This window comes from Citricoccus sp. K5, assembly GCF_902506195.1.
Classification (GTDB): Bacteria; Actinomycetota; Actinomycetes; order Actinomycetales; family Micrococcaceae; genus Citricoccus.
In genome coordinates, this window is sequence record NZ_LR732817.1 from 1,521,117 (window position 1) to 1,539,169 (window position 18,053).

The window sequence follows — 18,053 nt, forward strand, 5'->3', positions numbered from 1 at the left end:
GCGGCCCGACCGGGGAAAGGACCTCATGAACGACACCCGCGATCGCATCGTGACAGCCGCAACGGCCATCGTGGTCGAAGGCTTGGAGACCCGTCCCAGCGTGCGCGCCGTGGCGGCTCGGGCCGGCGTGGGCGCGAGCACCTTGCGCCACCACTTCCCCACGCAGCGTGAACTCCTCGAAACCGTGTGGCAGAAGATGTTCTCGGATCAGTACCCGGACGAGCGCATCCACGACACGTCCCTCCCGGCACGGGAACGGCTCCTGGAATGCCTGATGAACCTGCTGACACCCATCGGTGAGGGAGGCCAGGCCCGGGAATTCTGGGTTCAGTTGCTCCGCAGTTTCGAGGGGATCGTCTCGAACACCCGGACCAAATCCGCTTTGGCAGACTTCAGCCGCGGCGCGGACGCCCGAGTCGAGTCCTGGCTGGACGTGCTCGACTCAGAGGGCGCCGTGGCCCCCGGTGACAGATCCCGCCAGGTTCTGTTCCTGCTCACCGTCATCGACGGTCTCGCGATCGGGCGTGCCATGCCCGCGTCCGGCGACCTGGACCGCAGGAGGGAACGGGGTGTGCTGGAGGACGCCATCGATGCGGTGGTGACGCCGTAGAGCCGAGGACCGGACTGATCCCACGGCAGGCCTACTACGGAAGGTCGAAGGGGTCGATCCGCAGCCGGACAGGTTCAGTCAGGCGCCGCGCACTCGAGGCGGATCGGGCCGCCCGCAGAGCATCGATGACACTCCGTGCCGCGCCGTAGGGGAAGAACAACAGCGCCCGGTGACGCAGCGGTTCGGCATGGCCGGCGCGTCCCGGGCCGCCGCCAGCACCGCCCGGTCCCTCACCGCCAGTCCAGTCCTCCACCGGCACGGGTCCGATCCACGGCAGGTCCGTGGAGGTGCCCGGCAGTTCCACGAGGTCCATGAACGCCGTCACCGCGTTCGCCGGCCCCGACACCTCGGCCATGCGGACGGCGGGCGGCAGGTGCAGCTCCCGCCGCTCGGCCAGCTGGCGCGAGGCGTACCCGGCGGGGTCCATGCGCACGAGGGCCCCCACCACGTCGTCCTGGGAGGCCGTGACCACCACCACTCCCCCGTCCTGGCGTGACCGCACCAGGGCCGCCGCCGCGAACCAGCGGGACAGGACCTGTGCCGGGGTGCGCAGCCCCTCGCGCTGCAGCTGCGAGTCTCCGTCCAGCAGCAGTGCCGTGGCGTAGCCCCCCGGCGCCACGGGCTCAGCGCCGATCGTGGCGACCACGAGGGCCGGAGTGTCATCCACGGTGGCGAGGATGTGGTCCCCGGAGGAGGAGAGCACCGGGGTGTTCGGAAACGCGCGTCCGAGTTCCTCGGCAGTCCGGTCCACGCCGCGGGAGCCGGCCCGCAGCCGCGAGGAGTCGCATTCCGGGCACTCGAAGTGCCGCTCGCGCCGTCCGCACCACCGGCAGGCGGCCTCATTGCGGGCTGAAGCGGTACGGTCCGGGAATCCCAACGGGCCGGTGCAATGGCGGCAGCGGGCCGGGGTCCCGCAATCCCGGCAGATCAGCGCGGGGATGAAGCCGCTCCGGCCGACCTGCACCAGGACCGGCCCGGGAGTGCCGTGCTGACCCTCCAGTCCTTCTCGCGCGGCCTTCCATGCTGCCTGTGGCAGCCGGGCACGGGCCAACAGGGGATCACGCTCGGTCTCCCAGGAGTCCGCCGTGGACACCACGCGCGGGGTCACCGCGTGGATCGTCTCGCGGCCCACCCCCAGTTCCCCGAGCCACCCTGACTCCACCAACCGCTGCACCTCAGGGGTGCGCGACGTCGAGGCCAACAGGAGCCCGGCGCCGGCCAACTCGGACCGCACGAGGGCGACGTCCCGCACGTGCTGATACGGGGACCGCTGTTCGGCGTGCAGGGAGTCGTCGTCGTTCCAGACCGCGACCAGGCCGGGGTGCTCCACGGGAGCCCAGATGGCAGAGCGGGTGCCCACTGCGATCCGGCGCAGCCCGCGCCGCAGCTGCAGGAACGCACGGTACCGGGGGGTGGGGCCGTCGTCGGCGGTCAGGCGGGCATAACCCTCCGGGCCCACCCTCCGGTCCAGGGCACGGCACAGCCGTTCGAGGTCGCGCTGGTCCGGCACCACCACGACGGCGGCCCGGCCGGCCTCCGCGGTCCGGGCGGCGGCATCCGCCAGGAGGGAGGCGGTGTCCCACGCGCCGTGGGCGCTGGGCACGGTGAAGGCCGCGCGGGGGCCGTCCCCGGCCCGGACCTGCCGGAAGAAGGCCTCGGCCCCCCTCAGCGGGGACCAGTCGAAACCCTCGGCCGCCGTTGCACCGGAGAAGCTACTGGCAACCGGCGTACCCGTGGCCTCCGGCGCCTCCGCCTCGGCATTCAGGGCCTTCTCGACCTTCGCCACGCGCGGCGGCACGGCCACCCGCAGCACGTCGGCCACGTTTCCCGCGTAGCGCGCCGCCACGGCGCGGGCGAGGTCCAAGATCTCAGGGGTCAGCACCGGTTCCGGGGAGACCACCGAGCGCAACGGCAGCAGCTTCGCCCCGCTGGAGGGTTCGGAACCGCGGGAGGTCAGCCAGCCGAGGACGTCCTGATGGCCGAAGCGCACGCGGACGCGCACGCCGGGACGGGCCACATCGTCGAGGGCGCGAGGCACCAGGTAGTCGAATTCCCGGTCCAGGTGCGGCACGCCCGAGTCCAGCAGCACACGGGCCACGGGATCGTCGGGCCAGCCGCCGGCCACCTCCGGCAGTCCCGTGACCGGTGGGGGTACGGGCAGATCGAAGAGGGGTTCCCCGGTCACCAACCGACGGCAGCGCGCACGGCGTCGACGCGGTCCAGCCGCTCCCACGTGAAGTCGGGGTCCTCGCGGCCGAAGTGACCGTTGGCGGCCGTCTTCCGGTAGATCGGGCGGAGCAGGTTGAGGTCCCGGATGATGGCCAGCGGGCGCAGGTCGAACACCTCGTTGACCGCCTCGATGATCGTGGCCTGGTCCACCTTCTCGGTCCCGAACGTGTCCACGTACAGGCCGACCGGCCGGGCCTTGCCGATCGCGTAGGCGACCTGGAACTCAGCGCGGTCGGCGAGGCCGGCGGCGACCACGTTCTTGGCGACCCAGCGCATCGCGTAGGCCGCGGAGCGGTCCACCTTGGACGGATCCTTGCCGGAGAAGGCACCGCCCCCGTGGCGGGCCATGCCCCCGTAGGTGTCGACGATGATCTTGCGCCCGGTGAGGCCGGCGTCGCCCACCGGCCCGCCGATGACGAACTTGCCGCCGGGGTTGACGATGAAGGCCGCGCCGGAGATCTCCAGCCCGGACTGGGCCAGCACGGGGCGGATGACGTGCTTGACCACGTCCTCGCGCAACTCATCCAGGGTGACCTCGTCGAGGTGCTGGGTGGAGACCACCACGGTCTCCACGGTCTTCGGCAGACCGTCCTCCCCGTAGCCCACGGTGACCTGCGTCTTGCCGTCCGGCAGCAGGTACGGCATGGGCGTCTGCTCCAGGTTCCGCACGGCGGTGAGCCGCTCCGAGAGCCGGTGCGCCAGATAGATCGGGGCCGGCATGTACACCGGGGTCTCGTTCGAGGCGTAGCCGAACATGATGCCCTGGTCCCCGGCTCCCTGGAGGTCGACGCTGTCCACGGACCCCTCACGGTTCTCCAGCGACGTCAGCACACCATCCGAGATATCGGAGGACTGTTGGCCGATCGAGATGTTGACACCACAGTTGGCACCGTCGAAGCCGTTGGACGAGGAGTCGTAGCCGATCGCCAGGATCGTGTCCCGGACGATCCGGGGGATCTCCACATAGGCCGAGGTGTTGACCTCGCCGGCGACCTGCACGAGGCCCGTGGTGGTCAGCGTCTCGACGGCCACCTTGGCGTTCGGGTCCTGGGCGAGGATCGCGTCCAGGATCGAGTCCGAGATCTGGTCGCAGATCTTGTCCGGATGGCCGCTCGTCACCGACTCGGAGGTGAACAGCCGGAGCTCGCCTCCCCCGATGCCCTGGTAGGACTCGTAGCCGGTGGTACCGGAATCTTCTGCCTTCTCTGCGTCAGTCACTGATCCATCCTATCCAGCCGGCCGAGTGGGCCCATCAGGCCCACCAATTCGGTCACAATCGCCACGCCCACTTCCGATTTGTCCCCCGCGGCGGCCACCGGCTCCCGCCCGTCGGCGAAGAGCATGGTGACCTCGGTGGTGTCCTGACCGAAGACCTTGTCCCGGCCGACCTGGTTGACCACGAGCATCTCACAGCCCTTGCGGGCGAGTTTGGCACTGCCGAACTCCAGCACGGAGGCGGTGGCGTCACCGGTCTCGGCACCGAATCCGATGATGGTGCCCGGCATCGGCTGTCCGGCGGCACGGGCCTGCACCGCCTCGGCGAGGATGTCCGGGGTGCGCTCCAGGCGGATCACCGGGTTGGAGCCGTCCTCGGACTTCTTGATCTTCGAATCCACATACTCCACGGGTCGGAAATCGGCGACGGCGGCCGCCATCACCAGCGCATCGGCATCCGGCGCGTGGGCCATGACCGCATCGTGCAGCTCCTGGGTGGACTCCACCCGGATCACCTCCGCGCCGGCGGGCGGCTCCACGCTCATGGCGCCGCCGATGAACGTGACGCGGGCACCGGCGGCCAGTGCGGCCTCGGCCACGGCCACACCCTGTTTGCCGGAGGACCGGTTGCCGAGGTAGCGCACCGGATCCAGGGCCTCCCGGGTGCCTCCGGCGGTCACGACGACGGCGCGTCCGGTCAGAGCCCCGTTCTGCTGGGCGGCGGGACGGCTGGTCCTCAGACCGTCAACCACCAGAGCCTGCGCCTGGGCCCAGATGCGGTCCGGCTCCGGGAACCGCCCCGGCCCGGTGTCCTGGCCGGTGAGCCGCCCGGAATCGGGATCGAGCACGGTGATGCCGCGGGAGCGGAGAAGGTCGACATTGGCGACGGTGGCCGGGTGGGTCCACATCTCGGTGTGCATGGCCGGGACCATCAGCACCGGACAGGTGGCGGTGAGCAGGACGTTGCCGAGCAGGTCCGGGGCCAGGCCGGCGGCAGCGCGGGCAAGGGAATCGGCGGTGGCGGGGGCCACCACCACAAGCTCGGCCTCACGGCCCAGCCTGACATGGTTGACCGTCTCGACGGCCTCGAAGGTGTCCGTCCGCACGGGGCGTCCCGAGAGCGCCTCCCAGGTGGCCTGCCCCACGAAATTCAGGGCGGCAGGCGTGGGGACCACGTCCACCTGGTGACCGGCTTCGGTCATGAGCCGCAACAGCAGTGCGGACTTGTAGGCGGCGATGCCGCCGGTGACTCCGAGAACGATCCTCATGGGTCAAACCTAGTCGGCTCGTTCCCGGAGTCGAAAACGAGGTCAGGCCTGCTGTTCGTCCTCGTCGGGGGTCTCGGTATCAGCGATCTCGGTGATCTCCACCGCAGCCTCTTCGCCCACGCCCTCAGCGGAGAACGCGTCGTCGGAGAAGGCGGCCTCAGCCGAGCTCTGCAGCTCGAAGGTGCCGAAGTCACCCTCGGCTTCTGCGGCGATCTGCTCCTCGGTCATCGGGGTGGCCTCCAGGAGGTCCTCCTCGATCTCCCGCATGGAGATGGACAGGGGCTTCTCGTTGAGCTTGGTGTCCACCAGCGGGCCGACGTACTCGAACAGGCCCTCATGGAGCTGCGAGTAGTACGCGTTGATCTGGCGGGCACGCTTGGCGGCGAAAAGCACCAGGGCGTACTTCGAGTCAACCTTCTCCAGCAGGGTGTCGATGGGCGGGTTGACGATGCCTTCGTACTGTTCGGTCACTAGTTCTCCACGGTTGGTGATTCTGTTGCTGATGCGTTGTCTGCGCCGCTGCCGACGACCGCTCACGGTCCTGGCGCTGCGGCCCGGCCGAGCGGCCTAGAGGTGGTCGTCAGGGTCCAATCCCATGATGCGGACCAACTCCTGTGCGGCGCGTTCCACGGTGTCATTGACCACCACGGCATCGAACTCCGGCTCGGCAGCGAGTTCCATTCTAGCCGTTTCCAGCCGTCGGCGCTGTTCCTCCGGAGATTCCGTGCCGCGGCCCACCAGTCGATGCACCAATTCGTCCCAATTCGGTGGGGACAGGAAGACGAACGTCGCCTCCGGCATCGCCTGCCTGACCTGCCGCGCGCCCTGCAGGTCGATCTCCAACAGGACGTGCTGGCCGTCGTCGAGCGCCCGCTGGACCGTGTCCCGGCGGGTCCCATAGCGGTTCACGCCATGGACCACAGCCCACTCCAGCATCTGGTCCTGGTAGACCAGCTCATCGAAGTGCTCGGGCTCCACGAAGAAGTAGTGCTGCCCCTCCCGTTCATTGGGCCGGGGCTTCCGCGTGGTGGCTGAGACGGAGAGCCACACCTGGGGATAGTGCTCCCGGATGAACTGGGAGACCGTGCCCTTGCCGACGGCGGTCGGTCCCGCGAGCACCGTGACGCGCGGGCGCTCCCCACCCGCAGCGGACAGGTGTTCGGGTCGGAGGCTGACCGGCCGGGCGGCGGGGACGTCGGGGGTGGTCAAGGAACCTCCTGTGGGACTGGCGCGGCCCGGAAAAGGGCTACCGGCCAATATAGGCGATCAACGCCTCCCGTTGCCGGCGGCCGAGGCCGCGGAGGCGCCGATTGGGGGAAATCCCACACGACTCCATGATCTTCGCGGCCCGCACCTCACCCACTCCCTGCAGGGTCTGCAGCAGGTCCACCGTGCGCATGCGACCGATGGCGGCGTCCTCGTCCGCCGCTGCGAAGACCGATTCGAGACTGGACTTGCCCGACCGGAAGGACTCCTTCAGATCCGCACGCGCCGTGCGTGCCTGCAGGGCCTTGCTCCGGGCCGCTTCCCGTTCTGCGGCAGACAGTTCCTTCAGGGCCATGACGTTCCACCTCGGGGACTAGGTTTCAACCGTCACGGCAATATCGCCGTGACTTGGACGTAAAGTACCCGATGTACCCCGGTCAGGTCTGCAGCCCACCATCGGGGGGCTGAAGTTTATCGAACGGTGATGCAGGTCACTCTCAGGGGCGCCGGAGCGTCCCCGCAGGTCACGCTCGGGTCACGGCGCGCCCGGATACCGGAGCGAATCTACCCGCCCAGATCCTCCAACGCCTCCCGAATGCCCTCGCGCAGTCCGCCGACGGAGGGCCCCCGGCGCAGGATGGCCCGGCTGGAGGTGGCCAGCACGGAGGGCCAGGCCGAACCGAAGCCGGTACGCATCCCGGCCCCCGAGGCACCTTGGGCGCCGAATCCCGGAGCCAACAGCGCGCCTCGGACGCCGGCCAGGTCCAAGCCCAGCCGCTGGGCCTGGCCGGCCACGGTGGCGCCGACCACGAGACCGACCGGACCCAGGGCCGGGCGGGCCACTGTGCCGCCACCGGGCCCGGACTCCTCGTGGGCAACGGTGGTGGCGGTGGTGCCGGTGACGTGACTGGAGGCCAGCGCCCGCGCATTGTCCCGGGCTGCCGAGGCGGTGATGGACCGGGCCACGGATCCCTCCAGGCCGCCGGCGTGCTGGACCGAGGCGCCCTCGGGATTCGAGGTCAGGGCCAGGACGAACACGCCCCGCCCGGTGGCCTCGGCCAGTTCCAGGGCCGGAGCCAACGAGTCATAGCCGAGATAGGGACTGAGGGTGACGGCGTCGGCGGCCAGAGGTGAATCGTCCGAGAGCCACGCCTCGGCGTAGCCGGCCATCGTGGACCCGATGTCGCCGCGCTTGGCGTCGGCGATGGTCAGCACCTCTTCGGCACGGGCCTCCCGCAGCAGCCGCTCCAGGACGGCGAAGCCGGCCGAACCATGCCGCTCGTACAGTGCGACCTGCGGCTTGATGGCGGCGACGGCGGAGGACCCGCCCTCCCCCGCCGCGGCCTCCAGGGCCGTCATCGAGAATCGCTCCAGGCCCACGGGCGTGTCCGGAAGGTCCCAGTCGTGGAGCAGCTGCGGGTGCGGGTCGATGCCCAGGCACAGCGGACCTGCCGCGTCCATCGCGGCGGCCAGCCGTGCACCCCACGGTGCCCGGCCGGCGTCGCCGGATCCGGCCGCCGGTGCCGTCATGCTCCGGAACCGGAGCGTGCCACGGCCGCGGCCAACCGCGCGTCGTGCTCCTGCAGGGACGTGACGTCCCAGGTGTACTCCCGCAGGGCCTCCATGGCCTGGATGGCGGCACCGAAGAGGGCGAGCGTGGTGATCGTGGGGATCCCCATCGAGGTCGCCGCCGCGCGGATCTCATAGCCGTCACCGCGGGCGTCACCACCGGAGGGCGTGTTGACCACTAGGGCGATCTCACCGGCCTCGATCTGCTCCAGGATGGTCCCGGCACCGGTGTTCGCCGGGTCCGTGCCGGCACCGGCGTCGGCGATCTTGTCCACCACGTCCGCGTGGATGCCGTTGCGGCGCAGGACCTCCGCGGTGCCGCCGGTCGAGACGATGGTGAAGCCGAGGTCCACCAGCCGCTTGACGGGCATCACCAGTCCGCGCTTGTCCCGATTGGCCACGGACACGAAGACCCGCCCGGAGGTCGGCAGCGGGTTGTTCGCTGCCGCCTGGCTCTTGGCGAAGGCGGTGTCGAAGTACTTGTCGATCCCCATGACCTCCCCGGTGGAGCGCATCTCGGGCCCCAGCAGGGAATCGACGACGCGCCCCTCGCTGGTGCGGAAGCGGGCGAAGGGCAGGACGGCTTCCTTGACGGCCACGGGGGCGTCGAGGGGCAGGGACGAGCCGTCATGGCCGGAGGGCAGCCGGCCCTCGGCCTTGAGGTCGGCGATGGACCGGCCGGTGCCGATCAGCGCGGCGGCCTTGGCCAGCTGGACACCGGTGGCCTTGGAGACGAACGGCACGGTCCGCGAGGCGCGGGGGTTGGCCTCGATGACATAGAGGATGTCCGAGGCCAGGGCGAACTGGATGTTGATCAGTCCGCGCACGCCGACTCCGGCGGCGATGCCGCGGGTGGCCTCGCGCACGCGGGCCAGGGTGTCCGGGCCGAGGTTGATCGGCGGGAGCACGCAGGCGGAGTCGCCAGAGTGGATGCCGGCCTCCTCGATGTGCTCCATGATGCCGCCGATGTACAGGTCGGTGCCGTCGAAGAGCGCGTCCACGTCGATCTCGATCGCGTCCTCGAGGAACCGGTCCACCAGCACGGGGTGGTCCGCCGTGATCTCCGTGGCGTTGGTGATGTACCGCAGCAGGGACGCCTCGTCATAGACGATCTCCATGCCGCGGCCGCCGAGCACGTAGGACGGACGGACCAGGACGGGGTAGCCGATCTCGTCCGCCACGCGCTTGGCATCGGCGAAGGAGACGGCGGTGCCGTTCTTCGGGGACACCAGCCCGGCCTCGTCGAGAACGCGGGCGAACTCGCCACGGTGCTCGGCGAGATCGATCGCCGCCGGAGAGGTGCCGAGGATCGGCACGCCGGCGTCCGCCAATTCCTGGGCCAGCTTCAGCGGAGTCTGGCCGCCGAGCTGGACGAACACGCCCAGGACGCCGCCGCTGCGCTCCTCGGCCGCGATGATCTCCAGCACGTCCTCCAGGGTGAGCGGCTCGAAGTACAGACGGTCGGAGATGTCATAGTCCGTGGAGACGGTCTCGGGGTTGCAGTTGACCATCACGGTCTCGTGACCGGCCTCGCGCAGGGCCATGGTGGCGTGCACGCAGGAGTAGTCGAACTCGATGCCCTGGCCGATCCGGTTCGGGCCGGAACCGAGGATGATCACGGAGGGCTTGGCATGGTCCGTGACCTCGTCCTCCAGGTCATAGCTGGAGTACCGGTACGGGGTGTAGGCCTCGAACTCGGCGGCACAGGTGTCCACGGTCTTGTACACGGGGCGGATGCCCAGGGCGTGCCGGACGCCGCGCACCACGGCCGGGTCCAGGTAACGCAGCTGGCCGATCTGGGTGTCCGAGAAGCCGTGGCGCTTGGCGTGCCGCAGGACGGTGGCGTCCAGCTCAGGGGCTGCGGCCACGTCCGTGGCGACCTCATTGATCAGCACCAGCTGGTCGAGGAACCAGGGGTCGATCTGGGTGGCCTCGAAGAGCTGCTCGAGGCTCGCGCCTCCCAGCAGGGCGCGCTGGACCTGGGCGAGGCGGTCCGTCGTCGGGATTCTGGACTGCTCGATCAGGGTGGCGACCTCGTCCGCGTCCGGGATGTCGAAGGAGAGTTCGGCGCCCTTCTGCTCCAGGGACCGCAGGGCCTTCTGCAGGGCCTCGGAGAAGTTGCGGCCGATCGCCATGGCCTCGCCCACGGATTTCATGGTGGTGGTCAGGGTGGGGTCTGCCGCCGGGAACTTCTCGAAGGCGAAGCGCGGCACCTTGACGACCACGTAGTCCAGCACCGGCTCGAAGGAGGCCGGGGTCTTCCGCGTGATGTCGTTCGGGATCTCGTCCAGGGTGTATCCGAGCGCGAGCTTGGTGGCGATCTTGGCGATGGCGAACCCGGTCGCCTTGGAGGCCAGGGCGGAGGACCGGGAGACGCGGGGGTTCATCTCGATGACGATGATGCGCCCGGTGGCCGGGTCCACGGCGAACTGGATGTTGCATCCGCCGGTGTCCACGCCGACCTCGCGGATCACGGCGATCGAGATGTCCCGCATCGCCTGGTACTCGCGGTCGGTCAGGGTCATGGCGGGCGCCACGGTGATGGAATCGCCGGTGTGGACGCCGACCGGGTCGAAGTTCTCGATGGAGCAGACCACCACGACGTTGTCGTTGCGGTCCCGCATCATCTCCAGCTCATACTCCTTCCAGCCGAGGATGGACTCCTCGAGCAGGACCTCGGAGGTGGGGCTGTACTGGATGCCGGCGCCGGCGATGCGCCGCAGGTCCTCCTCGTTGTAGGCCATACCGGAGCCCAGGCCGCCCATCGTGAAGGAGGGGCGGACCACCATGGGGTAGCCCAGCTTCTCCGCGGCGGCGAAGGCCTCGTCCATGCTGTGGACGATCTCCGACTTCGCGGACTCGGCGCCGCAACGCTCCACGACGCCCTTGAACAGCTCGCGGTTCTCGCCGAGCTCGATCGCCGCGATGTTGGCGCCGATCAGCTCGACGCCGTACTTCTCCAGCACCCCGTTCTTGTCCAGGGCGATGGCGGTGTTCAGGGCGGTCTGGCCACCGAGGGTCGGCAGCACGGCGTCCGGGCGTTCGGCGGCGATGATCTTCTCGACGACCTCGGGGGTGATCGGCTCCACATACGTGGCGTCGGCCAACTCGGGGTCGGTCATGATGGTGGCCGGGTTGGAGTTGACCAGCACCACGCGCAGGCCCTCGTCCTTGAGGACGCGGATCGCCTGGGTGCCGGAGTAGTCGAACTCGGCGGCCTGACCGATGACGATCGGGCCGGAGCCGATGACCAGGACGGACTTCAGATCGGTGCGCTTGGGCATCGGGGCTCAGGCTCCTTCGGAGGTAGAGGACTGCTCGGTCATCATCGCGATGAACCGGTCGAACAAGGGAACCGAATCGTGCGGGCCGGCGGCTGATTCGGGGTGGAACTGGACGGAGAAGGCGGGTCGGTCCAACAGGCGCAGGCCCTCGACCACCTGGTCGTTCAGGGACCAGTGCGAGACCTCCACACGGCCGTAGGCGGCCTGGGGTGCCATGACGGGCTCTCCCAACGGGGCGTCCACGGCGAAGCCGTGGTTCTGGGAGGTGATCTCCACGCGCCCGGTGGTCTTGTCCATGACGGGCTGGTTCGGGCCGCGGTGGCCGAAGGGCAGCTTGTAGGTGCCGAAGCCCAGGGCCCGGCCGAAGACCTGGTTGCCGAAGCAGATGCCGAAGAACGGCAGCCCGGCGTCCAGGACCTGCCGGAGCAGAGCGACCTGGTCGTCGGCGGTGGCGGGATCGCCCGGCCCGTTGGAGAGGAACACGCCGTCCGGGTCCAGGGCGGTGATGTCCTCGAAGGAGGAGGTGGCGGGCAGGACGTGGAGCCGGATGCCGCGGGAGGCCAGGTGCCGTGGCGTGGCGGCCTTCAGGCCGAGGTCGAGGGCCACCACGGTGTGCAGCGGCTGGCCCTCCCAGCCGTGCTCGGCGGGCTCGACGACGTAGGCGGACTCCGTGGTCACCTCATCCGCCAGTCGGGCACCGGCCATGGACGGCTGGGCCTGGACCTCGGCGACGAGGTCGGCGAGCGGACGCCGGGCGGCCGCGCCGGAGAAGATCCCGGCCTTCATGGAACCGGCGGAGCGCAGGTGCCGGGTCACCGCACGGGTGTCCACGCCCTGGATCCCGACGACGCCCTGGGCTTCCAGCTCATCTTCCAGGCTCCGCTCGGATCGCCAGTTCGACGGGACGCGGGCGGCCTCGCGGACCACGTAGCCGGCGGCGAAGATGGCGCGGGACTCGGCGTCCTCGGTGTTGACGCCGGTGTTGCCGATGTGCGGGAACGTCTGCACGATGATCTGGCGGGCGTAGGACGGATCGGTCAGCGTCTCCTGGTAGCCGGTCATGCCGGTGGTGAAGACGGCCTCGCCCAGGGTGGTGCCGGTCTGGCCATAGGCCTGGCCGTGATGGACTGTTCCATCGGCCAGGACCAGTACGGCCGGCTCGCGGTTCAAGAGGCTCACGAGTTGTTCTCCATCTGCGGGGGTGTCTGCGGGTGTGTGGGGTAGTCGTGCGTTCTGGTGTGCGGCGTGTGCTGCATCAGTCGTCTAGGCGTCCGGCGCGGCCACGGAGCTGGTCGTCGGCGTGGCCGGGGGCTCTCCGTCGATCAGGGCCTGGATGGCGGTCAGCAGCGGATCACGGTCGCTGGCGGCGCGGGTCCGGAATCCGGTGGAGACCTCGCGATCGCCCAGCGTCCACGAGATCACCAGCAATCCGCCCTTCTCCACGAACTTGCCACTCATGCCGGAATCGAGACGGGCCTCGCGGAGGTCGGACTGCTGGATGAACAGGTTGGTCCCGCCCTCCCGCAGCAGTGCAACGCCGGTGCGGTGCACCTCCAACCGGGCATTGGTGCGCAGACCGAGGTCGTGGACGGCGATCCGGTCCAGGTAGTCCCGCCCGCGCACCGTGGCAACGTACATGCCCTCGGCTCCGGCGAGGGGCTCGGACTCCAGGACCTCGGCCGGCACGGGTGCCGGGGCCGCGATGTCCTGCTGGCGTCGCTTACGGTTGCGCCATCCCCACCACATGAGCAGAAGAACCACGGCCAGTCCGATGACGGTGAGGATTCCGATGAGGGTGTACTCGGCGCTGTAGTCGTTCACTGCGGGGTGTTTCCTGTCTGGTGGTGCTGGTCCTGATGATGCTGCATCCGGGGCGTGGCCAGGGCGCGGTCCCGGACGACCGGGTGCCCGTGATTGAAGACGTCGGTGACCTGGCCGGGCAACTCCATCCCGCGGAAGGGGCTGTTGCGGGACTTGGTGGCCTGCGAATCCGGGTCCACGGTCCGGGTTACCGAAGGGTCGTAGACGGTCAGGTTGGCGGGGGCACCGATCTCGAAGACTCCCTCCGAGGAGATCCGGCCCTGGTCCGCCACGCGGGCGATGCGGGCCGGCGTCGAGCTGAGGATACGGGAGATGCCCGCCCAGTCCATCAGCCCGGTGTCCACGAGCGCCTGCTGGACCACCGGCAGGGCGGTCTCCAGGCCGGTCATGCCCATGGCCGCGACCGTCCACTCGCATTCCTTGGTCTCCGCGGTGTGCGGTGCGTGGTCGGTGCCGATCGTGTCGATCGTGCCGTCCGCCAGGCCCTCACGCAACGCCATCACGTCCTGCTCGCGGCGCAGGGGCGGGTTGACCTTGTAGACCGGGTTGTAGGTGCGGACGAGTTCCTCGGTCAGCAGCAGGTGGTGCGGGGTCGCCTCGGCGGTGACCTCGATCCCGCGCTCCTTGGCCCAGCGGATGATCTCGACGGAACCGGCGGTGGAGACGTGACAGACGTGCAGTCGGGAGCCCACGTGCTGAGCCAGCAGCACGTCCCGGGCGATGATCGCCTCCTCCGCCACGGCGGGCCAGCCGGCCAGACCCAGGACCGAGGACAGGGCCCCCTCGTTCATCTGGGCGCCGTCGGTGAGCTTCGGCTCCTGGGCGTGCTGGGCGATCACGCCGTCGAAGGCCTTGACGTACTCCAGCGCCCGGCGCATCAGCACCGGGTCCCAGACGCACATGCCGTCATCGGAGAACACCCGGACCTCCGCCCGCGACTGCGCCATGGCACCGAGCTCCGCAAGGCGTTCGCCGCCCAGACCCACGGTGACGGCGCCCACGGGGTGGACGTCGCACCAGCCGGCCTCACGGCCCAGCTGCCAGACCTGTTCGACGACGCCCGCCGAGTCCGCGACCGGCGTGGAGTTCGCCATGGCATGCACCGAGGTGAAGCCACCGAGGGCCGCGGCGCGGGTGCCCGTCTCCACGGTCTCCGAGTCCTCACGGCCGGGCTGGCGCAGATGGGTGTGCAGGTCCACGAGCCCCGAGAGGACGATGCGGCCGGTGGCATCGATCACCTCGGCCGCCTCAGCCGTCTCGTCCGAGGCCGTCGCGCCGCCGCGCGTCCGGGCGTCCTGCCCGACGGCGGCCAGCAGGCCGTCCTCGATGAGGACATCCGCGGTGGTGCCGTCCGGCAGGGTGCCGCCGGTGATGAGGTACCGGTTGCGGTGGTCAAACGTGGCGCTCATGCGGTGGCCTTCCGGTCGGACGGTGCAGTCGGGGTGGACGGTTCAGGACTGTCGGAGGCGGAAAGCAGCAGATAGAGCACGGCCATCCGGACCGAGACGCCGTTAGCGACCTGTTCCAGGGCCGTGTTGCGCGCGGAGTCTGCGGCGGCAGCGGAGATCTCCAGGCCACGGTTCATGGGGCCGGGGTGCATGATGACCGCGTCCTCCACACCGTTGGCCTCCAGCATCCCGAGCCGCTCATCCGTCAGTCCCCAGGACCGGGTGTACTCGGCGGCCGAGGGGAAGAACGCGTCATGCATGCGCTCGGACTGGACGCGCAGCATCATCACGGCATCCGGTGCGCCCTTCAGAGCCTCATCGAGCGAGTACGTCACGGTGCAGGGCCAGCCCTCCACACCCACGGGTACCAAGGTCGGCGGGGCGGCCAGGGTCACCTCGGCCCCGAGCGTGGTCAGCAGCCACAGGTTGGAGCGGGCCACCCGGGAGTGCAGGATGTCCCCGACGATGACGACCCTCATCCCGGCCAGGTCCGTGCCGTGCGGCGCGGTGCCGCTCCGCAGCGCCAGCCGGCGGCGCAACGTGAAGGCATCCAAGAGGGCCTGCGTGGGGTGCTCGTGTGTCCCGTCCCCGGCGTTGACCACAGCGGACCGGATCCAGCCGGAGTCAGCGAGCTGGGCTGCCGCCCCGGAGGCCCAGTGGCGCATCACGATCGCGTCGGCGCCGATGGCCTCGAGAGTCTGGACGGTGTCCTTCAGGGACTCGCCCTTGGAGACGGAGGTGCCCTTGCCGGAGAAGTTGATGACGTCCGCACTCAGGCGCTTCGCCGCGGCCTCGAAGGAGATCCGGGTCCGGGTGGAGTCCTCGAGGAAGAGGTTGACGACGGTGCGGCCGCGGAGGGCGGGAAGCTTCTTGACCTCGCGGCCGGAGACCGTGGCCATCTCCTCGGCGGTGTCGAGGATGCGCAGTGCGTCGGTGAGGGAGAGGTCCTGGGTGGACAGCAGGTGCTTCACCGAGCCTCACCCCGGGCGCTGGCCTCCGGGTGGTCGGTGATCGAGACGGCGTCCACGGTGACCTCGGCGGTGGCATCCGGCCCGTCGATCTCCACGAGGCGGACCTGGACGCGCTCGGCGGTGGACGTGGGCAGGTTCTTGCCCACGAAGTCGGCCCGGATCGGCAGTTCGCGGTGACCACGGTCCACGAGGACGGCGAGGCGGACGGCGGCCGGGCGGCCGAAGTCGTTGAGGGCGTCCAGGGCGGCACGGATGGTCCGCCCGGAATAGAGCACATCATCCACGAGCACCACGGTGGCGCCGTCGATTCCGGCGTCCGGCAGGCGGGTCGGCGCGGGGGTGCGGGAGGTGGAGCGGCGCAGGTCGTCCCGGTAGAGGGTGACGTCCAGTTCACCGGTCGAGGTCCCAGCGTCGAAGCCCGGTTCGATCCGGGCGAGCTTGCGGGCCAGACGCTCGGCCAAGGGGACACCGCGGCGGGGAATGCCCAGGATGACCAGGCCGGCCGGGCCACGGTTCGATTCGAGGATCTCGTGGGCGATCCGGGTCAGCGCCCGGTCGATATCCGCCGCGGAAAGGACATTCCGGACGGTGCGCACAGCGCGGCTCTCAGCCTGCACACATGCCTCCTTCCCCGCCTCACAGGACGGAACTTAAAGGAAACGCAACCCTGGGTGGGGTGTGTTTGGTCCGGCGTCAACACTATCACCGCGGCAGGGTGACCTAGTGTCAGGATGGTTCCATGACGCAGCCGGTGAACCTCCCCGCACCAGACCCATCGTATTGGTCGCTCGGGTCCGGACCGGTGCCCCGTGCGGGCAACCCTGTGGACCATCCTGAGTCCACCGTCCCGTCGTCGGCGGCCTATCCCCCGGCGCACCTGATCGCACGGCGCAATCGCCGCTCCAACGCCTGGGGCATCGCCCTGCTCGTGACAGCCGCGGCCGTCGGCGCCCTGGTGGTCCTGTTCCTGGTCGGCGCCCTGGGCACCGAGACGCTCTTCGTGGTCGGGCTGCTGGCGCTGATCCCCCTCGGCATCGTGGTGGCCGCCCTCCTCTGGGTCGACCGGTGGGATCCCGAGCCCCGCGGCTGGCTGGTCTTCGCCTTCCTGTGGGGCGCGGGGGTCTCCGTGTTCGGCACCCTCACGTTGGGCGAGGTGTTCATGGAGACCTTCAGCGGGCTGTCCTCACTGGACTCGGACACCTTCGGGGCGGTGGTGCAGGCCCCGGTGATCGAGGAGACCATGAAGGGCGCCGGCCTCGTGGTGATCTTCCTGGCGGCCCGCCGGCACTTCGACGGTCCCGTGGACGGGGTGGTCTACGCCGGCATGGTGGCGGCCGGCTTCGCGTTCACGGAGAACATCCTGTATTTCGGCACGGCCTACACCGAGGCCGGGTGGGGCACCGAGCTGGCGTTCACCTTCGTGCTGCGGGGGCTGTTCTCGCCCTTCGCCCACGTGCTGTTCACCGTGTGGATCGGGTTCTTCCTGGGGGTGGCCGCGCACCGGCGGTTCACCAGGGGCCGGCTCGGCCGGGTCGGCTGGATCGGGTGGTTCCTGCTGGGGCTGGTCCCGGCCATGGCCGGGCACTTCCTGTGGAACGGCGGACTCGCCTTGATCTTCGACGACTTCTTCACGTTCTACCTGCTGTTGCAGGTCCCGCTGTTCATCGCGGCGGTCGCCGCGGTCGTGCTGTTGTTGCGGGCCGAGCGACGGCTGACCCAGCGCATGCTGGGTCGCTACGGAGAGGCGGGGTGGCTCTGGCCGGAGGAGATCGCCCTCTTCGGCACAGCCCCGGGACGGCGGCAGGGCCACCGGTGGGCCGGCGGACTCGGGGTCCGGAGCCAGCACCGTGCCTTCGAGCGGACCGCCTTGCGCCTGGCCGCCCTGCGGCACCGGATCGAGCGGGGTCACGATGTGCAGGCCAACAGCGCCGAAGAGCTCCGGCTGCTGCAGGACACGGTCCGTCAGCGGCAGGAGCTCTTCGGCGCGATTAGGCCCAGCGGCCCGGTCAGTCCAGCAGCGTCGGCTTGAGTTGCTGGATCCGGCCCAGCAGGCCGTTGACATAGTCCGGGGAATCGTCCGTGGACAGTTCCTTGGCGATCGTGACCGCCTCGGCCACCGCCACACGGTCCGGCACCTCGTCGTTGAACAGCAGTTCCCAGGCACCGATCCGCAGGATGGCGCGGTCCACTGCCGGCATGCGGTCCAGGGTCCAGCCCTGGGCGTAGGAGGACAGGATCTCGTCGATCCGCTCCTGTTCGGCCACCACGCCCTGGATGATCTCCACGGTGTACGGGTTGATCACCTGTGCCGTGGATGCCCTGCGGGAGGTGATGCCCTCATCCGGAGTGGTCCCGCGCTGTTCGGCCTCGAAGAGGACCTCCAGCGCGCGCCTCCGGGCTTTGCCTCGTGCGCTCACAGTTCGTCAGTCGTC

16 protein-coding genes are annotated in these 18,053 nt (G+C 69.8%); 2 read left to right on the forward strand and 14 right to left on the reverse strand.

The annotated features are described in order from the left end of the window. Positions 1 to 25: 25 nt before the first annotated feature. Positions 26 to 610, forward strand: coding sequence for a TetR family transcriptional regulator (locus BOSE125_RS06810; RefSeq protein ID WP_159551152.1), 585 nt, complete (start codon positions 26 to 28; stop codon positions 608 to 610). Positions 611 to 644: 34 nt separating this feature from the next. Here the strand turns inward: BOSE125_RS06810 and BOSE125_RS06815 are convergent, their stop codons facing one another. The 13 genes from BOSE125_RS06815 to pyrR form a co-directional block, all read right to left on the reverse strand. Next, complete coding sequence (locus tag BOSE125_RS06815; protein ID WP_159551154.1) at positions 645 to 2,795, reverse strand: primosomal protein N'; 2,151 nt, start codon at positions 2,793 to 2,795, stop codon at positions 645 to 647. Next, entirely contained in the window at positions 2,792 to 3,997 is a 1,206-nt protein-coding gene (gene metK, locus BOSE125_RS06820; protein WP_159554844.1) for a methionine adenosyltransferase, read from the reverse strand. The genes BOSE125_RS06815 and metK overlap by 4 nt, the downstream gene beginning before the upstream one ends. Positions 3,998 to 4,053: 56 nt before the next feature. Next, the gene (gene coaBC, locus BOSE125_RS06825; protein WP_159551156.1) at positions 4,054 to 5,322 is read right to left on the reverse strand and encodes a bifunctional phosphopantothenoylcysteine decarboxylase/phosphopantothenate--cysteine ligase CoaBC; all 1,269 of its coding nucleotides are present in this window, start codon (positions 5,320 to 5,322) and stop codon (positions 4,054 to 4,056) included. 42 nt (positions 5,323 to 5,364) lie between these two features. Further along, positions 5,365 to 5,793 (reverse strand): DNA-directed RNA polymerase subunit omega, encoded by a 429-nt coding sequence (gene rpoZ, locus BOSE125_RS18180; protein ID WP_159551158.1) that lies wholly within the window; start codon positions 5,791 to 5,793, stop codon positions 5,365 to 5,367. A 96-nt stretch (positions 5,794 to 5,889) separates the two neighbouring features. Next, positions 5,890 to 6,477: a guanylate kinase gene (gene gmk, locus BOSE125_RS06835; protein WP_159554846.1), complete on the reverse strand. Its 588-nt coding sequence runs from the start codon at positions 6,475 to 6,477 to the stop codon at positions 5,890 to 5,892. 91 nt (positions 6,478 to 6,568) lie between these two features. After that, positions 6,569 to 6,883, reverse strand: coding sequence for an integration host factor, actinobacterial type (gene mihF / locus BOSE125_RS06840; RefSeq protein ID WP_115931342.1), 315 nt, complete (start codon positions 6,881 to 6,883; stop codon positions 6,569 to 6,571). A 209-nt stretch (positions 6,884 to 7,092) separates the two neighbouring features. Beyond that, positions 7,093 to 8,058, reverse strand: coding sequence for an orotidine-5'-phosphate decarboxylase (gene pyrF, locus BOSE125_RS06845; protein WP_159551160.1), 966 nt, complete (start codon positions 8,056 to 8,058; stop codon positions 7,093 to 7,095). Beyond that, positions 8,055 to 11,381: a carbamoyl-phosphate synthase large subunit gene (gene carB / locus BOSE125_RS06850; protein WP_159551162.1), complete on the reverse strand. Its 3,327-nt coding sequence runs from the start codon at positions 11,379 to 11,381 to the stop codon at positions 8,055 to 8,057. Before carB ends, pyrF begins: the two co-directional genes overlap by 4 nt. A 6-nt stretch (positions 11,382 to 11,387) precedes the next feature. After that, entirely contained in the window at positions 11,388 to 12,560 is a 1,173-nt protein-coding gene (gene carA, locus BOSE125_RS06855; RefSeq protein ID WP_159551164.1) for a glutamine-hydrolyzing carbamoyl-phosphate synthase small subunit, read from the reverse strand. 84 nt (positions 12,561 to 12,644) lie between these two features. Continuing rightward, the gene (locus BOSE125_RS06860; RefSeq protein WP_236557857.1) at positions 12,645 to 13,202 is read right to left on the reverse strand and encodes a hypothetical protein; all 558 of its coding nucleotides are present in this window, start codon (positions 13,200 to 13,202) and stop codon (positions 12,645 to 12,647) included. Beyond that, entirely contained in the window at positions 13,199 to 14,611 is a 1,413-nt protein-coding gene (locus tag BOSE125_RS06865) for a dihydroorotase (RefSeq protein ID WP_159551166.1), read from the reverse strand. The genes BOSE125_RS06860 and BOSE125_RS06865 overlap by 4 nt, the downstream gene beginning before the upstream one ends. Continuing rightward, on the reverse strand, positions 14,608 to 15,621 hold the full coding sequence (locus BOSE125_RS06870; protein ID WP_159551168.1) for an aspartate carbamoyltransferase catalytic subunit: 1,014 nt from the start codon (positions 15,619 to 15,621) through the stop codon (positions 14,608 to 14,610). Before BOSE125_RS06870 ends, BOSE125_RS06865 begins: the two co-directional genes overlap by 4 nt. Further along, positions 15,618 to 16,238, reverse strand: coding sequence for a bifunctional pyr operon transcriptional regulator/uracil phosphoribosyltransferase PyrR (pyrR, locus tag BOSE125_RS06875; protein ID WP_159551170.1), 621 nt, complete (start codon positions 16,236 to 16,238; stop codon positions 15,618 to 15,620). Before pyrR ends, BOSE125_RS06870 begins: the two co-directional genes overlap by 4 nt. Positions 16,239 to 16,360: 122 nt before the next feature. Between pyrR and BOSE125_RS06880 the strand changes: the two genes are divergently transcribed. Continuing rightward, a complete protein-coding gene (locus tag BOSE125_RS06880; RefSeq protein ID WP_159551172.1) occupies positions 16,361 to 17,650 on the forward strand; it encodes a PrsW family intramembrane metalloprotease in 1,290 nt (429 codons plus the stop codon). On the opposite strand, the gene nusB is transcribed toward BOSE125_RS06880, so the two are convergent. Then, positions 17,628 to 18,038: a transcription antitermination factor NusB gene (gene nusB / locus BOSE125_RS06885; RefSeq protein WP_159551174.1), complete on the reverse strand. Its 411-nt coding sequence runs from the start codon at positions 18,036 to 18,038 to the stop codon at positions 17,628 to 17,630. The two genes, BOSE125_RS06880 and nusB, sit on opposite strands and share 23 nt — an antisense overlap. Between the last annotated feature and the right edge of the window lie 15 nt (positions 18,039 to 18,053).